At 52.3% G+C, this 18498-nt stretch carries 16 protein-coding genes and 1 tRNA gene; 3 read left to right on the forward strand and 14 right to left on the reverse strand.

Translation table 11 applies throughout. The features are described 5' to 3' along the window. Positions 1-79: 79 nt before the first annotated feature. From GOV53_RS16450 to GOV53_RS16470, 5 genes are all read right to left on the reverse strand, one after another. On the reverse strand, positions 80-2245 hold the full coding sequence (locus GOV53_RS16450; RefSeq protein ID WP_170468395.1) for an HAD-IA family hydrolase: 2166 nt from the start codon (positions 2243-2245) through the stop codon (positions 80-82). A 97-nt stretch (positions 2246-2342) separates the two neighbouring features. Continuing rightward, on the reverse strand, positions 2343-3380 hold the full coding sequence (gene arsB, locus GOV53_RS16455; RefSeq protein ID WP_170468397.1) for an ACR3 family arsenite efflux transporter: 1038 nt from the start codon (positions 3378-3380) through the stop codon (positions 2343-2345). Then, complete coding sequence (gene arsJ, locus GOV53_RS16460) at positions 3377-4642, reverse strand: organoarsenical effux MFS transporter ArsJ (RefSeq protein WP_170468399.1); 1266 nt, start codon at positions 4640-4642, stop codon at positions 3377-3379. Before arsJ ends, arsB begins: the two co-directional genes overlap by 4 nt. Then, entirely contained in the window at positions 4639-5637 is a 999-nt protein-coding gene (locus GOV53_RS16465; protein WP_170468401.1) for an ArsJ-associated glyceraldehyde-3-phosphate dehydrogenase, read from the reverse strand. The genes arsJ and GOV53_RS16465 overlap by 4 nt, the downstream gene beginning before the upstream one ends. Further along, a complete protein-coding gene (locus tag GOV53_RS16470) occupies positions 5634-6467 on the reverse strand; it encodes a helix-turn-helix domain-containing protein (protein WP_170468403.1) in 834 nt (277 codons plus the stop codon). Before GOV53_RS16470 ends, GOV53_RS16465 begins: the two co-directional genes overlap by 4 nt. A 174-nt stretch (positions 6468-6641) precedes the next feature. Here GOV53_RS16470 and GOV53_RS16475 point away from each other — a divergent pair. Further along, positions 6642-6717: transfer RNA gene (locus GOV53_RS16475), tRNA-Thr, on the forward strand. Between the two features lie 142 nt (positions 6718-6859). On the opposite strand, the gene GOV53_RS16480 is transcribed toward GOV53_RS16475, so the two are convergent. Next, positions 6860-7081, reverse strand: coding sequence for a hypothetical protein (locus GOV53_RS16480; RefSeq protein ID WP_170468405.1), 222 nt, complete (start codon positions 7079-7081; stop codon positions 6860-6862). A 540-nt stretch (positions 7082-7621) separates the two neighbouring features. Here GOV53_RS16480 and GOV53_RS16485 point away from each other — a divergent pair. Continuing rightward, positions 7622-8977, forward strand: a complete 1356-nt coding sequence (locus tag GOV53_RS16485; RefSeq protein WP_170468407.1) for a hypothetical protein — start codon at positions 7622-7624, stop codon at positions 8975-8977. 618 nt (positions 8978-9595) lie between these two features. Here the strand turns inward: GOV53_RS16485 and GOV53_RS16490 are convergent. The 3 genes from GOV53_RS16490 to GOV53_RS16500 form a co-directional block, all read right to left on the reverse strand. Next, on the reverse strand, positions 9596-10213 hold the full coding sequence (locus tag GOV53_RS16490; RefSeq protein ID WP_170468409.1) for a sulfotransferase family 2 domain-containing protein: 618 nt from the start codon (positions 10211-10213) through the stop codon (positions 9596-9598). A gap of 194 nt (positions 10214-10407) precedes the next feature. After that, the gene (locus GOV53_RS16495) at positions 10408-11361 is read right to left on the reverse strand and encodes a capsular polysaccharide synthesis protein (RefSeq protein WP_170468411.1); all 954 of its coding nucleotides are present in this window, start codon (positions 11359-11361) and stop codon (positions 10408-10410) included. A 312-nt stretch (positions 11362-11673) separates the two neighbouring features. After that, positions 11674-12855 carry a hypothetical protein gene (locus GOV53_RS16500; RefSeq protein ID WP_170468412.1) on the reverse strand — a complete coding sequence of 394 codons (1182 nt, stop codon included), beginning with the start codon at positions 12853-12855 and terminating at the stop codon, positions 11674-11676. A 490-nt stretch (positions 12856-13345) separates the two neighbouring features. Between GOV53_RS16500 and GOV53_RS16505 the strand changes: the two genes are divergently transcribed. Continuing rightward, a complete protein-coding gene (locus tag GOV53_RS16505; protein ID WP_170468415.1) occupies positions 13346-13993 on the forward strand; it encodes a hypothetical protein in 648 nt (215 codons plus the stop codon). Between the two features lie 35 nt (positions 13994-14028). On the opposite strand, the gene GOV53_RS16510 is transcribed toward GOV53_RS16505, so the two are convergent. The 5 genes from GOV53_RS16510 to GOV53_RS16530 all read right to left on the reverse strand — a co-directional run. Further along, on the reverse strand, positions 14029-14769 hold the full coding sequence (locus tag GOV53_RS16510; RefSeq protein WP_170468417.1) for a glycosyltransferase family 2 protein: 741 nt from the start codon (positions 14767-14769) through the stop codon (positions 14029-14031). Then, positions 14766-16379: a phosphotransferase gene (locus GOV53_RS16515; protein WP_170468419.1), complete on the reverse strand. Its 1614-nt coding sequence runs from the start codon at positions 16377-16379 to the stop codon at positions 14766-14768. Before GOV53_RS16515 ends, GOV53_RS16510 begins: the two co-directional genes overlap by 4 nt. Before the next feature lie 25 nt (positions 16380-16404). Continuing rightward, a complete protein-coding gene (locus GOV53_RS16520) occupies positions 16405-16782 on the reverse strand; it encodes a capsular biosynthesis protein (RefSeq protein ID WP_170468420.1) in 378 nt (125 codons plus the stop codon). Between the two features lie 148 nt (positions 16783-16930). Further along, positions 16931-17623 carry a sulfotransferase family 2 domain-containing protein gene (locus tag GOV53_RS16525; RefSeq protein ID WP_170468422.1) on the reverse strand — a complete coding sequence of 231 codons (693 nt, stop codon included), beginning with the start codon at positions 17621-17623 and terminating at the stop codon, positions 16931-16933. Positions 17624-18155: 532 nt separating this feature from the next. After that, positions 18156-18498, reverse strand: a 343-nt coding sequence (locus GOV53_RS16530) for a hypothetical protein (protein ID WP_170468424.1), incomplete at its 5' end; no start/stop codon positions are given.

Genomic DNA, 18498 nt, shown 5'->3' on the forward strand with positions numbered 1-18498 from the left:
TTATCCGGGCGGGTTTCCAAAAGTTTAGGTTCTCGCGCATCTCTCGCATGACGCTCTCTTCACTAAGAAGCACGAGCAGCTACAGCCTAATTTTCTTTCTTTTTCGCAAAATGAACTTCAAAACAGAATATGATAAAGGGTTAAGTTGGGCCGCATAAGCGGCGCGCCAACGGCTGTTTTTTGCATTTCGATAGTGTGTGCCGCGTTGGCCAATTCCTGTCAGACTCTCGCCTAAAGTATCGCCCACTCCATCGAAGACCCTGATATTCTTGAATCTGAGGGCATCTTCGTGGTGTGGGTCACTCAGAAAGTTCCTCATGTCCCTTTCATCTTTAGGATCCACGTATTTTGCCAAAATCTGGACGGGCATTGCCTGCAAAACGGACTCAATAGCCTTAAGGGCTGCATCCTGAATGGTCTTAGCTTGCCGAAAATTTTCTGCTTCCAGGTCGCTTACTTCAGAAGTGTCCCAAAGGACTTCTCCACAGTCGTTTTTGTGAAGACGAAGAATACTTCCGTGATCCGCCGAGCAGATAAACTCAATAATGTCCCGAAAGTCATCAAACCAAGGTGCTAGATGCGACGGTTGTCCGTTTGACACCGTGTAGCTTACATATTCTAACCCGCCCCGGCGCAGGATACTTGTTGCGTGCTGACTGGTTCCAAAAAACAGTCCGAATACATGAGCTTCGGAGTCTGTGATGGCACAAATTGAGCGCTGTAAGCTACCGCGCCATCCTACATCAAAGATTGCCGACTTGGTACCTGCTGGAAAGGCCGAACGATAATACTGTGTCAACACAGAGCGCTCATGCTCGAATGATTTGCAGAAAGATTCGGGATCTTCCATGAGAGTTTTAAGGGCTTTTTTGCGCGTCTTTCGCGAGAGGCGCTCATTTATGTCCAGACCGTGCTTGGCAAAATGCTCCTTTAGGACCGGGCCTCCAGAAATTTTGGTAATCAACTCGTTAAGAGTTTCAGAATTCGCCAAAGTCGTGTGAAGCATACCGCCAAGAGTCTCGGGCTCCAGAGTCGTGAATGGCAATGTTAGCAAACGACGGGATGCGGCAAGGTATTGCGTGTCAATTCCAGCCTGCCACAAAAGTTCGAACGCCGCCTTGGGGAACATACCATCGCGGGCCAGAAATGCGATGCGCGAAATGCTCCTCTTGTCCATCTCCTGTTTCATCCAAATTAGCATGGATGTAATCAATGGAGCGACCATAACGGCCCCAAAGGCTTCAAAGTATTGGTCTTCGGACAGACTTCTGAAGTCCAGTCTTTCGGTGTCGTAGTGATGTGATTCCAAGTAGTTCGCGACAAATACCTGCGAAATAGGGCGGGTTCCCGTGAGCAGCTTTGAGTGGCGTTTTGGTTTTGGTGACCTTGAAGGCAGATCTTTGCTTGCCAATACAACGCGAGACTGCATGCCGGCATTCGCGGCCATGGTTCCATCCGCGTGTCGATTGTCGCCGATATGCAGAACTTTGTCTTTCGATACACCAAAGAAGGCAGCGACGTCCTCAAAAAGGCGGCCAGTATGTTTGGTTCTGCCTTGCTCGTTCGACACGAAAACGCGTTCCCAGCCGGTTATACCCTTTGCCTGCAAAACTCGTTCCAGGTACTCCTGCGGAAGGTACATATCCGAAGTGATGACAAATCGCTTCTCAGTACTTTGAAGTTTCTCAACCAACTTTCGACCAAAACTGGTAGCGTGAAGCAGGTCCATTTCCGTTTCTAATTCAAGCTGTTTGATCTGTTCCGCTTGCGCGTCGGTGCAGTTGGTCAGCTGCTGGAAGCACAGATAAATCTCTTCGAGAGACACGTCCTCCAAGTTTTTCTCATTGGCGTCGTCTCGGGCCAGATTTTCGGCCGCCACTCGATAATCTTGAAAAAACTCAGTGACCTGCCGTGTGTGAGAATGCTCTGACATAAATCCGAAGACATCTATCGGGGACTTACAGTGGCGAAATAGCAATGTGTCGAAGATATCAAGAGACAGAAAATCGTAGTCGTCTACCCTGTTGAGTACCTCTTCACTGGAAGAGGTGCGCATTTTTTTCCGCCGGTTGTATTTTGATGTCAAAGTCGTCTCGCATTCATCAGTTTTGCTCTCCATGATGCTATATTGAGGGTTCGTGGAAAGCGCAAAATTACCAATATGCAGTAATTTCTGCAGCGGGCAGAGATTATCAAGATCAATCTGATCAATACGTCGTGGGATGTCGCTGGCCAGATGAAGCAATATCAGGAAGAAGCCTGCTTTTTGAACCTTAGACCGCTTATCCCAACCAATTGGTGCTCCAGGTTGATCGTGGAACCCTCAGATCCGAACTTCCGGACTAAACCGCATTATGTTCCCGAGCCACGGATTCCGGGAATTTTTCCCGCGTACGGTTGGCGAATGCGACCAATGACAACATCACGGGTACTTCAACCAACACTCCGACAACCGTGGCCAATGCGGCGCCTGAGTTCAGACCGAACAGGCTAATAGCGACGGCGACGGCCAGTTCAAAGAAGTTTGACGTGCCGATCATCGCGCAGGGGGCGGCGATGCGGTGGGGAACTTTCAGGGCGTAGGCCGCGCCATACGCGAGGGCAAAGATGCCGTAGCTTTGGATCAGGATCGGTACTGCGATCAGTACGATGACCAGTGGTTTGGCCAAGATCGTTTGGCCCTGTAGCCCGAACAGGATGACGACGGTGGCGATCAACCCCACTACCGACCAGGGTTTGACGCGGGCAGAGAAGGTATCGATTGCCTCTTGCGAGCCAAGCTTCTTGCGGGTGATCAGACCGGCGATGAGGGGTAGCACCACGTAAAGCACAGTTGCCAGAACCAGAGTCTGCCAAGGAACTTGGATGTCAGTTACGCCCAGCAGGAAGGCCACGATGGGGGCAAATGCCACCACCATAATCAGGTCGTTCACAGATACTTGCACCAACGTGTAGGTCGCATCCCCTTTGGTCAGCTGCGACCAAACGAACACCATCGCGGTGCAAGGGGCCGCGCCCAGCAGGATCAGTCCGGCGGTGTATTGGGCTGCGTCAGCAGGCTCAATCCAAGGCGCAAAAACATAGTCAAAGAACAGAACCGCCAGAAAGGCCATGGTGAACGGTTTTATCAACCAATTGACCACCAATGTCACGATCAACCCGCGGGGCTGGCGTGCAACGCCTGCCACCGCCCCAAAATCGACGCTGACCATCATCGGATAGACCATGGCCCAGATCAGAACGGCCACCACCAGATTAACGCTGGCCACTTCGGCAGAGGCGACAAGTTGAACCAATCCGGGGGCTGCCAACCCGATCAGGACGCCGCCAACCATGGCGAAGGCGACCCAGACGGTCAGGTAGCGTTCGAAAATGCTCATGTGTACGCCTCATTCGGCTGATCGGTCAGCTTGCCGGAAGTCAGGGCGGCCAGCGCGACCATTATGGCTGCTGTACCCAAAACCAAGGCAAGCCCGCCGATTTGATATGTCAGACCTGACAAGACAGTGCCGACAAGGCGGCCCGTTGCGTTGGCCATGTAGTAGAAGCCCACATCCATTGTCACACGCTCGGACTTGGTGAAGGCTAGGATCAGGTAAGAGTGCAGCGATGAATTGACCGCGAAGATGGCGCCAAAGGCCAAAAGTCCAATGACCAACGTGATGGTCAGCCACGGTTCGGGACCCGAGGACAGCAGAACTGCAACCGTCAATGCGGCAGGCACGCAGAACAGGGCGGCGGCCCAGTTGCGCGCCGCGTGGATCAGCTCACCTTCTGTGCGTTCGGTTGCGCTTAAAATCTTCGGCGCGCTGGCCTGAACGGCTCCGTACAGGATGACCCAGACGGCCATGAAGGTGCCGATCATGAAGAACGCGGCGCGGTTGCCCTCTTCGGTGCCGTCGGAGAGGACGGCGTAGAAATAGATCGGGATGCCGACCACAAACCACACGTCCCGCGCACCGAACAGGAACACCCGCGCGGCCGACAGCCAGTTCACGTTGGATGATTTCGAAAACACCTCGGAGAATTTCGCGCCTTTGCGCCCTTTGGGCAAGCCAGGGGGCATCAACACGAAGACGGCGACCAGAATAACCGCCAGCACGATCGCCATAGCCAGCGTTGCCCACATAAAGCCCACCGTTGCCAGCAAGCCAGCGCCCAGAAGGAAACCGAGGCCCTTGACCGCGTTCTTCGACCCGGTCAGCACTGCGACCCAGCGGAACAGCCCGCCGCCCGTCGCGGGGGCCAGCAGTTTCACGGCGGATTTCGAGGACATCTTGGCCAGATCTTTGGCGATACCGCTGGCACCCTGGATGATCATGACAAAGACAACTTTGGCCGGAATAGCCCAGTTAGGGTCTAATTGTGTCAGCGCCAGAAGGGCTCCGACCTGTAATGCCAAGCCAGCATACAAGGCTGACGTCAACCCAAAGCGCGCGGCGATCCAGCCAGCAGCCAGATTGGTGCCCATGCCCGCGATTTCATAGAGGACAAACAGGTAAGCCAGCTGCACCGGCGAGAACCCCATCGTATGAAAGTGCAGCAGCACCAGCATACGCAGGGCCCCGTCGGTCAGCATAAAGGCCCAATAGGCCGCCGTGACCGCGATATAGGCCGACAAACCTTCGGGCCGGTCGGTCACAGCGAGGCACCAACCATCAGGGCCACATCGACCAGACGATGCGCATAGCCCATCTCGTTGTCATACCAGGCGTAGATCTTCACCTGCGTGCCGTTCACCACCATGGTCGAGGGCGCATCCACGATCGAAGAGCGTTCGTCATTGGTATAATCGGTCGAGACCAGCGGTCGGGTTTCATAACCCAGAATGCCTTTCAGCTCGCCCTCTGCAGCGGCCTTGAAAAAACCGTTCACTTCTTCAACGGTGGTTTCGCGTTCAACCTCGAAAACGCAATCGGTCAGCGAGGCGTTCAGCAGTGGCACGCGAACTGCATGGCCGTTCAGCCGCCCTTTGAGCTCAGGATAGATCAGAGTGATCGCGGTGGCCGAGCCTGTGGTGGTCGGAATCAGCGAATTCAAAGCCGACCGTGCCCGACGCAGGTCCTTGGCGGGGCGGTCCACGATGGTTTGCGTGTTGGTCACGTCATGGATGGTGGTCATCGACCCGTGGCGAATACCCAGATTGTCGTGGATCACCTTGACGACTGGGGCCAGACAGTTGGTGGTACAGGACGCCGCTGTGACGATCTGGTGGACAGCCGGATCATAGGTGTCGTCATTGACGCCCACGACGATATTCGCGGTCGGGCCATCCTTGACCGGAGCCGAGACCACAACCTTCTTCACACCGGCCTCGAAATAGGGGGCCAGCTTGGCCTCGGTCTTGAAGACGCCGGTGCAGTCGATCACCACGTCAACGCCGTCCAGTGGCAGTTCGTTGAGGTCCTTGGTGCCGACAAATGGCAGGCGGGTGCCATTGATCGTGACGCTGTCGGCGTCATGGTCAAACGTGGCATCCCAGCGCCCGTGCACGGTGTCAAACTCCAGCAGATGCGCGTGCATCTCGGGGTCGCCAACGCCATCGTTGATCCAGGCGATTTTCGCCCCTTTCTCCAGCAGTGGCTTGAGGGCAAGTTTCCCCATGCGGCCAAGGCCGTTTACAGCGTAAGTAGTCATTTCGTGTCCTCGGTAGACGTCCTGCCGATGTCATCGACAGCAGATTGAAGCGCGATCCGATCAAGGCTTTCGACCGGCAAAGAGGTAAACGCTTCAATCCGTCGCTTGAGCGCGCCGTAAGCGTTTTGAAAGGCGAGGCTTTTCTCGGCATCCGTGCCGTCGGCCTTGACCGGGTCGGGCATGCCCCAATGGCCGCTGATCGGCTGACCTTCCCACGCCGGGCATTCCTCGTTCGCGGCCTGATTGCAGACGGTGAAAACGAAATCCATCTCGGGCGCGCCGGGTGCTGCGAATTCGGACATATGTTTGGACCGCAGAACCGATGTGTCATGCCCCTTGTCGCTTAGGACCTGCACGGCAAATGGGTTGAGCTCGGATGAAGGCTGCGTCCCGGCGGAATAGACGTTGAACCGATCACTGCCCAGCGACCGCAGCAGGGATTCGGCAAAGATCGAGCGGGCAGAATTGCCGACGCACAAAAACAATACGTTGAACTTCCGATCGGTCATGGTCTCAGTTCCTTTGGAAAAGGGCATGCAGATATCAGGGCGACCACGGCAGCAATCGACGATCAGAAAGTCGAGCATTTGCTGCACGTTGTTCATTTCAATCGAATAGAGCAGAGACGTTCCCGACCTCTCCTGTTTCACCAGCCCGGATCGCTGCAGCGCGTTCAGGTAGTTCGACAGGGTGCTTGCCTTGATGCCCAGCTCTTCCGCCAGCTCTCCGGCCGGGACGGTGTCAGGAAACCGTCGCATTAACATGCGAAACACGGAAATGCGCTGCGGGTGGCCCAGGATGGACAATTGGTTGGTGATCTCTTCTATCATATTTCATGAAATATTGAAATAAAGATTAGACAGCAACCCACAATCGGCGCTGTTACAAAAGTTTCGCAATGGAGATCAGACACCGACGCCGTTTGACATGAGAGATCGGCGCTACAAATCGCGCAGAACGAGACTTGCGCGTATCCGAACGAAGGTTTAAACGAGCCTTCGCTTGCCTCAATAGCTCAGCTGGTAGAGCAGGTCCTTCGTAAGGACAAGGTCGGGGGTTCGAGTCCCTCTTGAGGCACCATAAGATTGCTATTAATGTAATAGTATCAGTGACTTGTATTTTTGATCCTGTTAAGGCCCCCCAAATAGTCCCCCAAGAGATCTATGGTGGATGAGTCGCTTGATCCTTTTGGAATCTCCAACAACGGACGTCCCGGATGTAATCAGTCCAGCGTAAAGTTGACTATGAAGCGGTCTGTATCCACCTCATCATCGTCCTGTTTCCGCGGCAAAGCTTTGCCATGCCCAAATGGTAGTAGAAACATTGCTATCTTGATGGCCTTGTCATGATTGCCCTTATCGACGGCGCCTTTCAACTGTCCAAACAAGTATTGCATCGGTTCAACGTAGTTCCGACGCGATGCTAAATCTTCGTACCGTTTCATACGGTTACGCTTGAGTTTGTCCCGCTTTGACATGCGAAGATTATAGCTATCCAACGCCTAATAGGAAAGAAACGACATTCGTTCTGACCGCAAAGCCGACATTCATGCTAAGTGCAGCGAGTGTCTGCTTCGAACCCGCTGTGACTATGCTGCGCACTGTGCTAATGTCGGCTTTTCCAATACAGACGGGTAATCTAGACCGTTTTAAGCATAATCGTCCAGCAGCTATTGAGGGATGGCGCAGTTTTTTCGCGGGGCAAATGGCAGCCACACTGTCCATCCGGGGACGAGTCCGAGCGCACCTGACAGCACCCGTCTGAGCTTTTTTCGCGCTTGACAAAGGCAGGAAAAGTCCTTTCCGGTGCGAGCGATCTGACTTAAAGATGTCGATGCGGTGTTGATACGGTAGCAAGAATGCTATTTGGCCTAGATTACGCATCTGGAACCGGATTTTCCAACCGCAGCGCGAGTTCGTCCGAAAACGATACTATTAACGCAGCGCGAAGACACGAACCGCTTGAAGCTCGGAGGAGCATTTAATTGACGCAAGGGAATGACAGTATCGTGACATCGGGCGATGAGCGAAGCACCGTTTATCTTCATATCGGATTTTCTAAGACCGGAACGACTGCGCTTCAGCAGTTCTTCTACAACAATCGCGACCACTTTGACAGGCAAGGTATCTATTATCCGGACAATTTCCGCAATCCGGAAAACGGCTACTCCGACTGGGGCCATCACATCCTGAGCCACAAATGGGGCGGCTGGCTGAACCCAAAGGTCTTTCCGATCACACCCGACGATGCGTGGGACAGGACTGCAGAACTGATCGCAGGCAAACCTGGAAGTTACATCATCAGCAGCGAGCGATTTCAGGATATCCTCGGTAAGCCAGACAGCGCAGAAATACTGAGATTCATTGAGAAAAAGGTTGCGCCCTCGCGTCTGGCTATTGTCGCCTATATCCGTCGGCAGGATGACTTCGCTGAATCCCACTACAAAGAGTTGGTGAAGAACAATTTTCACAAAGGAACCTTCTCGGAGTATCTCGCCAATCTGCCCGCTTTCTTTCGTTACGACGAGTTCCTGGAGAGTTGCTGCGAAGTCGTGGCGAAGGAGAATATCATTGTGCGAGTGTACAATAGGTCGCTGTTCCCTGGCGGCAGCATCTTCGCAGACTTCCTTGACGCCATCGGAACAGGTGAACTAGGAGCCAACCTGCACCACGAAGCCATAACCAACGCATCGCTGAACTCGGCACTTGCGAGCCTTATGGGGAACAAGCAAATGAAACCTCTCTGGGCCGAGAAAACACTTCGTCACGAGCTCTATCAGTTCTTCAATAACCGAACCGACCTGGTCGGTGCCAACGCTCCGCTGCTGTCGGAGGGCCAGCGCGCTGATATCTTGGCCCAGTTCGCGGACTCAAACGCCCGGCTATCTGAACGATTTCTGCCTACGCAGCAGGCACGAGCACTCGAACCTCCAGCGGCAACCGGCGTTGAATCCTTCAACGAAAACAGACCTATATACTCGACGAACGACGTTAAGGATCTGCTCAAGGCCGCCTCACAGGAACGCGATGTCGCCTTACAGGAACGCGATGTCGCCTTACAGGAGCGCGATGTCGCCTTGCAGGAGCGCGATGTCGCCTTGCAGGAGCGCGATGTCGCCTTGCAGGAGCGCGACGTCGCCTTGCAAGAGCGCGATGTCGCCTTGCAGGAGCGCGATGTCGCCTTGCAGGAGCGCGATGTCGCCTTACAGGAGCGCGATGTCACCTTGCAGGAGCGCGATGTCGCCTTGAAGGAGCGTGATCATGCGCGGAAATATCCTTGGAAATATATTCGGTACTCTTGGAATATTCGGTACTCTTGGAAAGCGAACCCAAAAAAGTAGTCGCTCAATCCAGCGGCTCTGCATCCACCTGACAGCTATACCCTGTCGGGCGCACCAACGAGTGATGTCGCGATGAGCAGAAAGCTACCGTTCGTCATTGGTTTGCGAATTCACACTTCGTCCGCAGAGTAGACGTTCGTTGAAGCATGCTCCAGTGTCCGCTTTGCGGACGATCCGGACCGATGCACCCGCGGCTTGGCCGGTCGCCCAGATCACTGCCTGTCAGCCTTCTCGTCGGTGCAACGCAGCTCGGTTTCCCGAAAGCGGTCCTTCGAGAAAGCGGGGATAAACCAGCTCTGAACCGGTCGTTCACTGCGTGGCCAACTGACGTCTCACCTGCGGACAAATCGGCCGTAAAATGCTTGGCACAAATTGGACTTTCGTGCGCTTCTGTCAGGGCGCGTAGTTCCAGCCAATACCAAAAGCTCCAAATCACAGCTTGTTTTGCAACTTTCGAACTATACGATATGCGCGAGTGAAGTCTATCTTGCCTCGCGTGCGATCTCCACGCCGTACCGTTCGATCTCACTGCCTTTTTTAGCTAAGACTTGATAGGTCGACTGGTAACAACTACCGCAGGCGGACATTGCCTTACTGTAAAGTATTTCAATGCGAGTATCACTCGATTCTGTAACCGAACGCTCGAAAGTCCTCAAAGTAAACCGAGCCGGCGACTCGCGCTACCTCTTCATCGAAGTATGAGTGCCATGGACCCCGTTTCGACGGGTTGAGATGAACGGCAGGTTTCATTGCAATTCCCAATTGATCGGCAACGCGACCGAGATCTTCCTCAAAATTCTCAAACCGGCCAATGAAGTGAAGAGGGCGCGATCCATCCCGGTCAGTAAGCCATGTCACCTGCGGGCGAAAGTGCACATGAGTTGCTAACTCGGACAGCCCTTCGAGAACGAAGTGGCGGAAATCACCACAGTATGTTGCTAAATGTTCGTCTCTGAAGCGTCGGTCATGCTGGTTCAAACCACCCGCGTTCAGGAAGAAAAATGCGGAAACCAATCGGTCGAACGGGTGCCGTACGAAAGCAAACCTGAAGTAATCATGGAACCAAGGTTTGTTCGAGTAGGTCTCAATAGATGTGTGACCGTAGGGATCCTCAAGCCAAGGTTTAGAACCATCGTAGTCAATTCCCAGAAGAGGAAGGTCAAAGAGTGAGAGCAAACTTTTGCCAGCTGTCTTAGGAACATGGATATATAGACAGTGGTGTTCGTGCGATATCATGTCATACTCCTATTTCGCCGCGCGTGCACAATTTCGGGCGCCCTTTAATCCCAAGTTTTCCGCAATAGTCCGACTTGAATGGTCTCACAATCGATTAGTGCGGATAGCGCAATTTCAATTCCACGGAGTCTGCAATCGGTTCTACTTGGAGTGAAGTTCTGTTCAGGCCCAGCATATCAATCTAGCAGTACAAATCAGGTAGAACGAGTCTTCTCGATGGTCGAGAACAGATAGCCTAAAACAGTATGAGATAAGTCTTCGTCGAGCGTCCCACGTCGATCAAGCTTGTAAACACTGCTTCGAACTGCGTTTATGTGGTCTTGTACTTCTTCTGAGATTGGTGAACCAAACCCAGCCCTTTGGATCGCAAGCGCATTGGCCGCACCGATCTCTGGCGTATTGGCCCAACTGCGCTCAAATTCAGGATCGATCTTAAGCAGCGCCCGAAACGTCTGATGCAGCCAAAAGTAGTAGGCACTACTTGGATGATCGGTCAGGTTTTTTCCTACGTCCTGTGGCAACCGGCGGAGCGACAAGCCCAGCTTATTGAATAAAGTTGTCAATGACCTGTGGTTTTGTTGAGGCTGTAGCAAATTGCGCCAATCTTTGACGTCTTCGCTAAACAGTTTTATCAGCGCAGCTTCGCCCATTCCGTAGACGTATTCTGACCAAAGCCGGTCCACGGCCAACCGCAACTTTGAAACCAGCAAATTGTTCGGTTCTGACGCGAGAAACCAACTTGCCATTGGGCGTGTTTTGGCAGGCTTCGCATAAGCGAAAAAACCCGATTGCACCGTGGCGTCGTCAATCCAATCATCCAGCGAGCGCGCGCACCAGCTGGTTGCATCTGCCCAGACACCGCCGTTTTTTTCCAAAAGTCTAAGGCGAACGATATCAGAGAAACTGGCGAGCGTTAGCCCTTGTATTCTCGAGTAGAACGATGGCAACTCAATCAACTCGTTGAGGCTCTCGGAACTGATGCAGCGGACATCCCAGTGAGAATTTCGAACCTCCCAACTCTTCCGGCAACTGTTGACGATTCTAGGCACATCTTTCCAACCTTGGTGCCAGTAGATCCAAACTGTCCGGGGCAACCGAGGCTGGGTATTTCTCTCCATGATTAATGGTGTGTGCGCGTCACTTCCCATCTAAGTACTCCATTTGTGCCGTGTCCTGCCAGACACTCTCAACATATTTTATCTAAGCGTTGCATTCGACATTCTCAGCCAAAGCATCTTACTAGGGGAGACTAGCTCGGTGAGCTAACTTCAATTTCCTTTCAGCATTAAGTGGAGGGTTTGCGAGGCTGCCAGTCTATATTGTACGGCGCCACACCGCATGTAACCTCGCCGGTTGGATTAGACCAATAAGTGATAAGAACTCGGTGGAGACTTCGATATTGACCGCCGCGGGTATTGTCTAATATCTCCGCGTTTTTCGACTTGGCACTGTTTTTTCGATCATCTTCCTCTCTGTCGGTGCCGAAAGACGGCTTTCAAGTAAGCATAGCCGCTGCGCAGAAGTTGCTCTCTCTCGGCCTCCGAGCTCCTGGCCGCGGCGATGGCGCTTTCTCTCTCGGCCTCCGCGCTTCTGGCCGCGGCGATGGCGCTTTCGGTTCGGCCAAGTAAAGCCACCAGAAGTTCGACCGTATCGTTCACCGTTAAAGCTGGCGAACATAGGTCCAAACACTCTGCTTCGGTTTGTACAGGTGCCAGAAGTCGCGCAGCCTCTTCGTCGGAAAGATAATTGTCTGCAAGCTCTTCGTTCGACGTTCGGTACGAATTCATAATTGTCAAACGTTGCGCTGGCGAAACCAAGCGCACCTTTTCAAAACGCGAAAATCTTTTCGAATCAAGCACCTCGCGAACGATAAAATTGAACTCAGGATGCCGGTGAAAAGCCATTAGGCGCGCGTCGGCGAACACTCGAACGGCGAGCGAATTGAGGGACAAGTTTTCCCTAAATTCGTCCGCGTCCCGGCCCGAAATTTCACTAAGCCCGAGAGCTTGGAGGAAAGTTGGCACTACGCTTCCATCAGAAAACAGCGCCGGATCGAACAGCCGAACAGTCAAAGAATCGCGTCCCACAACGCTAGCTATCCGCTCGATCATCGCGTTGAAATCGAAGAAGGCCGGGGGACGCGCGAGATACTCCTCAAGCGTACTGGATAAATCATTCCCCTTCGCTCGCTCCTTAAAGTGCGATTCCGCAAGGTCATCTTGCCGTCTCACAAAACCCACGAAATGCACGCGTGCAGGCGCTACTCGCCGCTTGATGAAGTCAACCACATCGGCGCCATTCTCCTCGCCAAACAGATCGGGAAACCGTTCGGAACTGATGATCGTCGTTCCATTGAATCTGTTGACCTCTTCGGAGAGGTAGTCCCAGGCCGAGTCGGGTGTGATCGGGAACGTTTCCGGGTTTAGCCAGCCGGGCCACTTGTGCCGAAGAATGTGGTGGTTCACATCGTTGATGTGATTGTCCAGTGCATAGTGTGTTGAAGCGAAGCGCGCTCCTTTCTCTTCAAGACTTGACCGATTGTGGTATAAGAAGCGCTGAATACTGGTCGACCCAGTCTTTTCGATACCAAAGTGGACCACGAGCGTAGGTTCACGTTCTGCCACAGAAGTTGTCTGCATCATGATTGCTCTCTTTTGAACCAACGCCTTGGAGCAGAGTGCCCAAACTCAGTTTTCAGCAGTTAACCACCGGAGGCCAGTAGCCGTATACGGGCACTACACAAAATTAGGCCGGTTTTGCAATCGCCCGACATATGGGGTGTGTACATCGCGCAACGGATTGGGCGATCGTAGCGGAAATCGGTCACTGTCTCGTCTGGCTAACCGTGTTTACAAGTTACCTGTCCCAGAAACCAGCATCCGAATAGACCAATGGCCTGTCATGCACTAACATTCATCAGGGCCACTCAAATGGGAGTGAACAACTCTTTAAGTATTGCAAAGTTAGGTGAACACGTTGTCAAATTTGCTCTCAAAGTTCACGGGTTGGTTTTCTAAGGAGCTTCAAGCAAGGGACGGGAGCAATCCACGAATTTTGCAGAGTCCACCTCGGGTGGCTGTCTGTGTCAGTGGTCAGTTGCGGACTTTCCGAGATTGCATTGAAAATTTGAACATGAATCTTGTCATCCCGTTAAATGCTGATGTTTTTGTGGCCACTTGGGCGCAGGTAGGGAATTCGCACAAAGAGAATAAGACCGTGAGAGACACTGTCACACAAGAAGAAGTAGCCGCGGCGTTCGGCGCGAAAGCGGCTGTAGTAGAGAGTTTCGACGTAAGCTATTTTGATGAGCTTGCCGGTGTGCAAAGACCGGTTCAGCTTGCAGAGTCTGAACCCATTCATTCGAAAAGCGCGTTGCCCAGTTTTTATATGATTGAACACGCGAATGTGCTGAAAAAGCAAGCGGAAGAGGAAGCTGGCCAGCGGTATGACATCGTGATCAGAATACGCCCTGACCTGCTGTTGGAAGGTAGTGCAGATTTCATTCGAGATACGCAGGTCGATGACAATACGATTTGGGCGTCGGACCTTGGGATTGATACCAATACGCAGGTCAGCGACAAGTTTGTTTATGGCTCATCCATTGCGATGGATCGATACGCCAACCTGTTTGAACGTTTGCCGCATTATTGGGAGCAGTGTTCTGGTGCCCATTCCTGGGAGGAGGCGCCGGTCGGAGAGCGGCTGGTGAGGAGATACTGTAAAGACGAAGGTCTTGCGGTGACGTTTTTCAATACACCCTGCAAAATCCACCGTTGGTAAGCGGCACTTTTTTGAAGGGGTGATTGGTAGGCGCCTTAACTTTCGGTGCACTTCAAGGCCTCGTATTCATCTGGCGTTCCGCAGAAGATGACCTCTTCGATCTGAATGGTGTGGTAGTAGATCTTTGCGTCTTGCTGGATCGCGCGATTGTAAAGGGGGGCAATGTAGCGCTCTCCGCCTTGTAGCTCTTTTGGGTCTATCGTTTCTATTTGTTGATATAAAGAAAAGAAAAACTCGGCGCTTTTGAAGTAGTACAGGCCGGAGCTGCACAGTTCAGAAATTCTAACCTTCTCGGCCACTTCAAGGGCTATGTTTGGGGTGCTGGCTGGGCGCACGAATGACCAATGATCGCCTTCTCCTTTGAAAACTTCGACATAGCCATCCGTGTCGGATAAGTCGAACTCGGTCGGATACCGAAAACCGGGGCGGAAGGTATCAATGTTGAAGATGGTGAGTGGCTCATCGGCTGAAATATCGGTCGCGCGCAGGCCGAGGGCTACGGTTTCTGCTTGCCCGCTGGTTTCGTGCCTGAGTTCGACAAGCTGATACATATCGGTAGAGAGGCCCATCTCGTGAAGCTCACGAACGAGGAAGGCTTTGGTGTCATCAATTTCCCGGTAGATGAACAGAAAGCGCTCTTTTCCGAAATAATGTTGGAAGCTTTGCACCGCATTGCGAAAGACGCTACGGCCGCACACGTTCAACATATACTTTGGTTTGGTGTATCCGCTGCGGTAAAACCGGGAACTAAGCCCCGCCATGGGAATAACGATCATGTCTTGGTTCCTTGCATCCGTGCGTAAGCCAGCAAACCAGAGCACAGCAACATCTTTTGGCGTTGAGGGGCTTCCTCGTGAAGCGGGAGCATGGTGAAGAATAATAGTCCCATGTGCGCCATCAATTCGGTCTTCTGTAATCCGAAGGAAGCAGAGACTTGCTGGAAAAATATCTCTTCGACCTCTTGATCATAAAACGTAGAAGCCACCGTAAAGCGCCAGTCAAAATCTGAATGTTTGTCCAATACTGATCGGCCGAGCACAATCTTGTCGTACTTGCCGAGAATGGAATGGGCCAGTTTGCCCAGATCATAGCGATAGTCGCCATACAGGCTTTGATCACCGGATGACAATTGACCGCGGGGATCGATGCAGATCACTCGGCCCGCCGTGAAGTCGTAGAAAATGTTTCCGAAGAAAAAGTCGCCGTGCCACATGCAAATGTCATCTGGCGAGGTCGCGGGAATTTCTGCAAGCAGCTCGGAGACAATTTGTTGGATACTTGGAAGCAATGTGCCGTTGACCGTGATCTGTTGATCCAGAGAGATACCAGATGTTTCGGAAAAGTGTTCGAGCCGCTCCCAGGTTTTGCGCACATACATGTCTTGGAAAAAAGCGCTTGCAAATTCTTCGGACGCTTCAGGGCTGAACTCCTGCGGGCGCAGGTTACGGCATTTTTGCAAGAAGTCGATACAGCCACGCAATATTTCGAGCCAGTTTGCCAGCGAGAGTTCACCAAACACATGCAGATCGGCAAGCAAGGGGTGGTGAACATATTCAAGCGCATAACCCGCCTGATAGTCTCCTTCAGCCCGACCGAGATATCGCGGCGTGTGGAGGCGCAGCCTTTTGGGAATACTTTCGTACCAATTGGCCTCGGCGCGAATTTTCGCAACTTTCTTGGATCGTTTGATGGTGTAGCCGTCTTCAAACTTAACCTCGTTAAACGAGCGAGCCGTCAACATGTCTCGTTTTGATCTGAAATAGAGCGGCAAGTGGCCAAAGTCATACCATTCTTCGGGTTCAGTAAGCGAGAGCCCCTCGTTTTGATGATAACTGTTGAGTGCTCCGGTGATTTTGTCTTCGACGCAGGCGGCGTGCAGTTTCTCGGGATCCGAGAAGTTGAAATAGCCCGAGACAATTCGGCGAGTGCTTTGGTGCTTGGGTGGGTCTTCCGAAAAACGCATTAACGTGCCGGTGTCGTCGCATTCGGCGAAGGCCCACAGGTAGTTTGCTGTACTGTCTTTGACAGCGACGATATCGTCCTGAAGCAGGCCTTCGTTCGACATCCGGACTAATGTATCACCGTAAAGAATTCTGACATTTTCCTGTGGTTTCAACGAGTCAAGTGCGCCAGCAATTGCCCCTCTGATCGGCAAAGTTTCTGGCTGATAGAGAACCTCGATGTTGCTTTGATCCAGCATGGCCTTGTCTACGCGGGATATTTCGTAGTCATCGGGGAGTGTAAGAATACAGCGTTCGCCGAGAGCGAGTTTAGCCTGGTGAGAATACAGCCTGTCTTGCCCCAGTGGCAAAAAACTGGGGGGGAGCATTCCAAATTGATGTGCGATTTCAGGGCTGACGCGGCGACCCGACATGATGATCAGCACGATTGCGGCCTCCTCGGGACAGTTGTCACGGTTTATCTATTTTCGTCAGCTTGCGGATTTGATCATAGCTGAGAGAAACAAACTCATCCGGGCGAATTGCTTTGTCATCAATGTAAAAGCCTTCGAAACCACACCAGGGCTTTCCGACCCAGATTTCATCATGTGGGATTTCGTGTTTTTCCAACCATGCCGTGATGCCGGGGAGTGTTTGTACGTTAATTTTCCCTACGTTTCCGGAATGGGTGCGCATGTTTCGGCTGGTGTGAATAACAATCTCAAATCCACGCTTATGATATTCACGAAGGCGCTCTACTATGGCTTGGTTCGGGGCTTTGTTTGCATAGTCCGGGGAGCTTGAGCCGTCGGTTATGGTATCGTCCAGATCGATAATCAATCGCTTCATATAGCTCTCACATTGCCTCAAATTTGTGTATTTTAAACAACTGAATTTACGGGAGATGTCCGTTTTAACAGTGTTTCATTATTCAAGATATATCCATAAGTGGTTTCGAATATTCTGTCCATGCCATGTCGTGCGGGACGCTCAGCGATTATACGGGGTGCTCATACCCCAATAGTCGATAATCTTCTGAAAAATGAGCAGCGATGTTTTCCAGGTCCTGCTTTGCGGGATGTATTTTTACGGATTTGCTTTTGTTGGCCCTGGGGAGCGTCGGCGAGCAGCCGATTTTTTGAGCAACAATAGCCCAATCCGTACTCAGATTTTCCATCCGGCAAATGTAGTCGATCTGAACTTTGCCATCCTTGATCGGCAAATATTCTACATATGGTGCCCAATGGTGATTGCTGCGGGTTCCCAGAGACTTGCAAAACTCTGGGAAGTCGATGGTCTCAAAGGGCTTTCCAAATACCTCTTCGATCTGCTGTTCGCGGAACTCATGTCCGCTTTGGGTAAACATCGAGTAGTTGGAAATCGTGCGGGCCACAGGATCACGAACAACGGTGAAGCTGAAATATCCGGGATGCATCTCTATTGCTTCAAGAGGGGTCACGCCTGTCAACATCTTAAACCCATATCGCCAACTGCGACACCTATCCGCAAAAGTTTTGGCCTGACTTATCCCGAGATGGTCTTTGATTGAGGAGCAGGCCGCTTTGGGCGTTTCGAAGTATATTACTTTCTTGCGCTTTGAGACCCAGATGAACGAACTGGTTTGGCAACCACATTTTTGGAGACTGCATGGAAAATTGGTTTTCCTGACCATAGCTGGCGATTCATTCATCGTTTTTCACACTTTTGCAATTTGAGGGACTTCATAGACCAGTGTGTCCGTCAGCCTTAGAAAATTCTTTAGATTAGCTGACGTTCGGCGCATTTCAACTTTTTCGGTACAGCACCGTACGAACGCAACCAGTCAGGTACGATGTCAACTATTCTGCCATACTTGCTCTTTGCTTTCTCAAACTGTCAGAACGCGAGATCTCCGGAGAACCGGCCTTATCAACCTTGCTGCGCCTCAAGGTGCCCGCAAACTAGACTTCTCGCTGGTCATTGTCTCGAAAATAGTCTGCTTTGGGCTCGAAGTGGTCATTGGACAGATTTTTGCGAATGTCCTTTTCGCTGCTCAAACACGCCATTCGTCCGCCATTTCGCACAACTTCTAACAGCGAGAGCGCGAGCCCGAGGGTTTTGCCCGGGCTCGCGCTCTCGCTCCTGTTGCAATGGTTCAAACAATGCGCGAGATGCGAGTTTAACTGTAGGGATCTCGCGCCAAATCTCGCGCCCGCGAGTTGCCGCGATCTCGCGCATCTCGCTCAAGCTGAAACAAGCCAAATCCAATCTCGGTGCGTTCCGACGCGCCCTGCAGCCTGTAGTGCGTCTATCATCCGGGTAATTTCCCGTCTTCTGTCGCGATTGCGCGATGCTTTGGAGATGTCCAACTTTGAAGCGTAAGCTATGAGTTCCTCCAGGTTAACAATCCGGAGCATCTCCGGCTCGGGCCACTCTTCGCCTCCGGGGTTCCAGGCGCCGTGCTCATCGATGTAGAACGAAATAGCAGCCAAGAGCTTTTGCTGCTTTTCAGACAGCTGATCCACTGCATCAGCAATTTCATGAAGTGAGTTGGACATCGGCTCGATAAAGCACGACGTGACATGC

This window comes from Ruegeria arenilitoris, from assembly GCF_013035315.1.
GTDB lineage: Bacteria > Pseudomonadota > Alphaproteobacteria > Rhodobacterales > Rhodobacteraceae > Ruegeria > Ruegeria arenilitoris_D.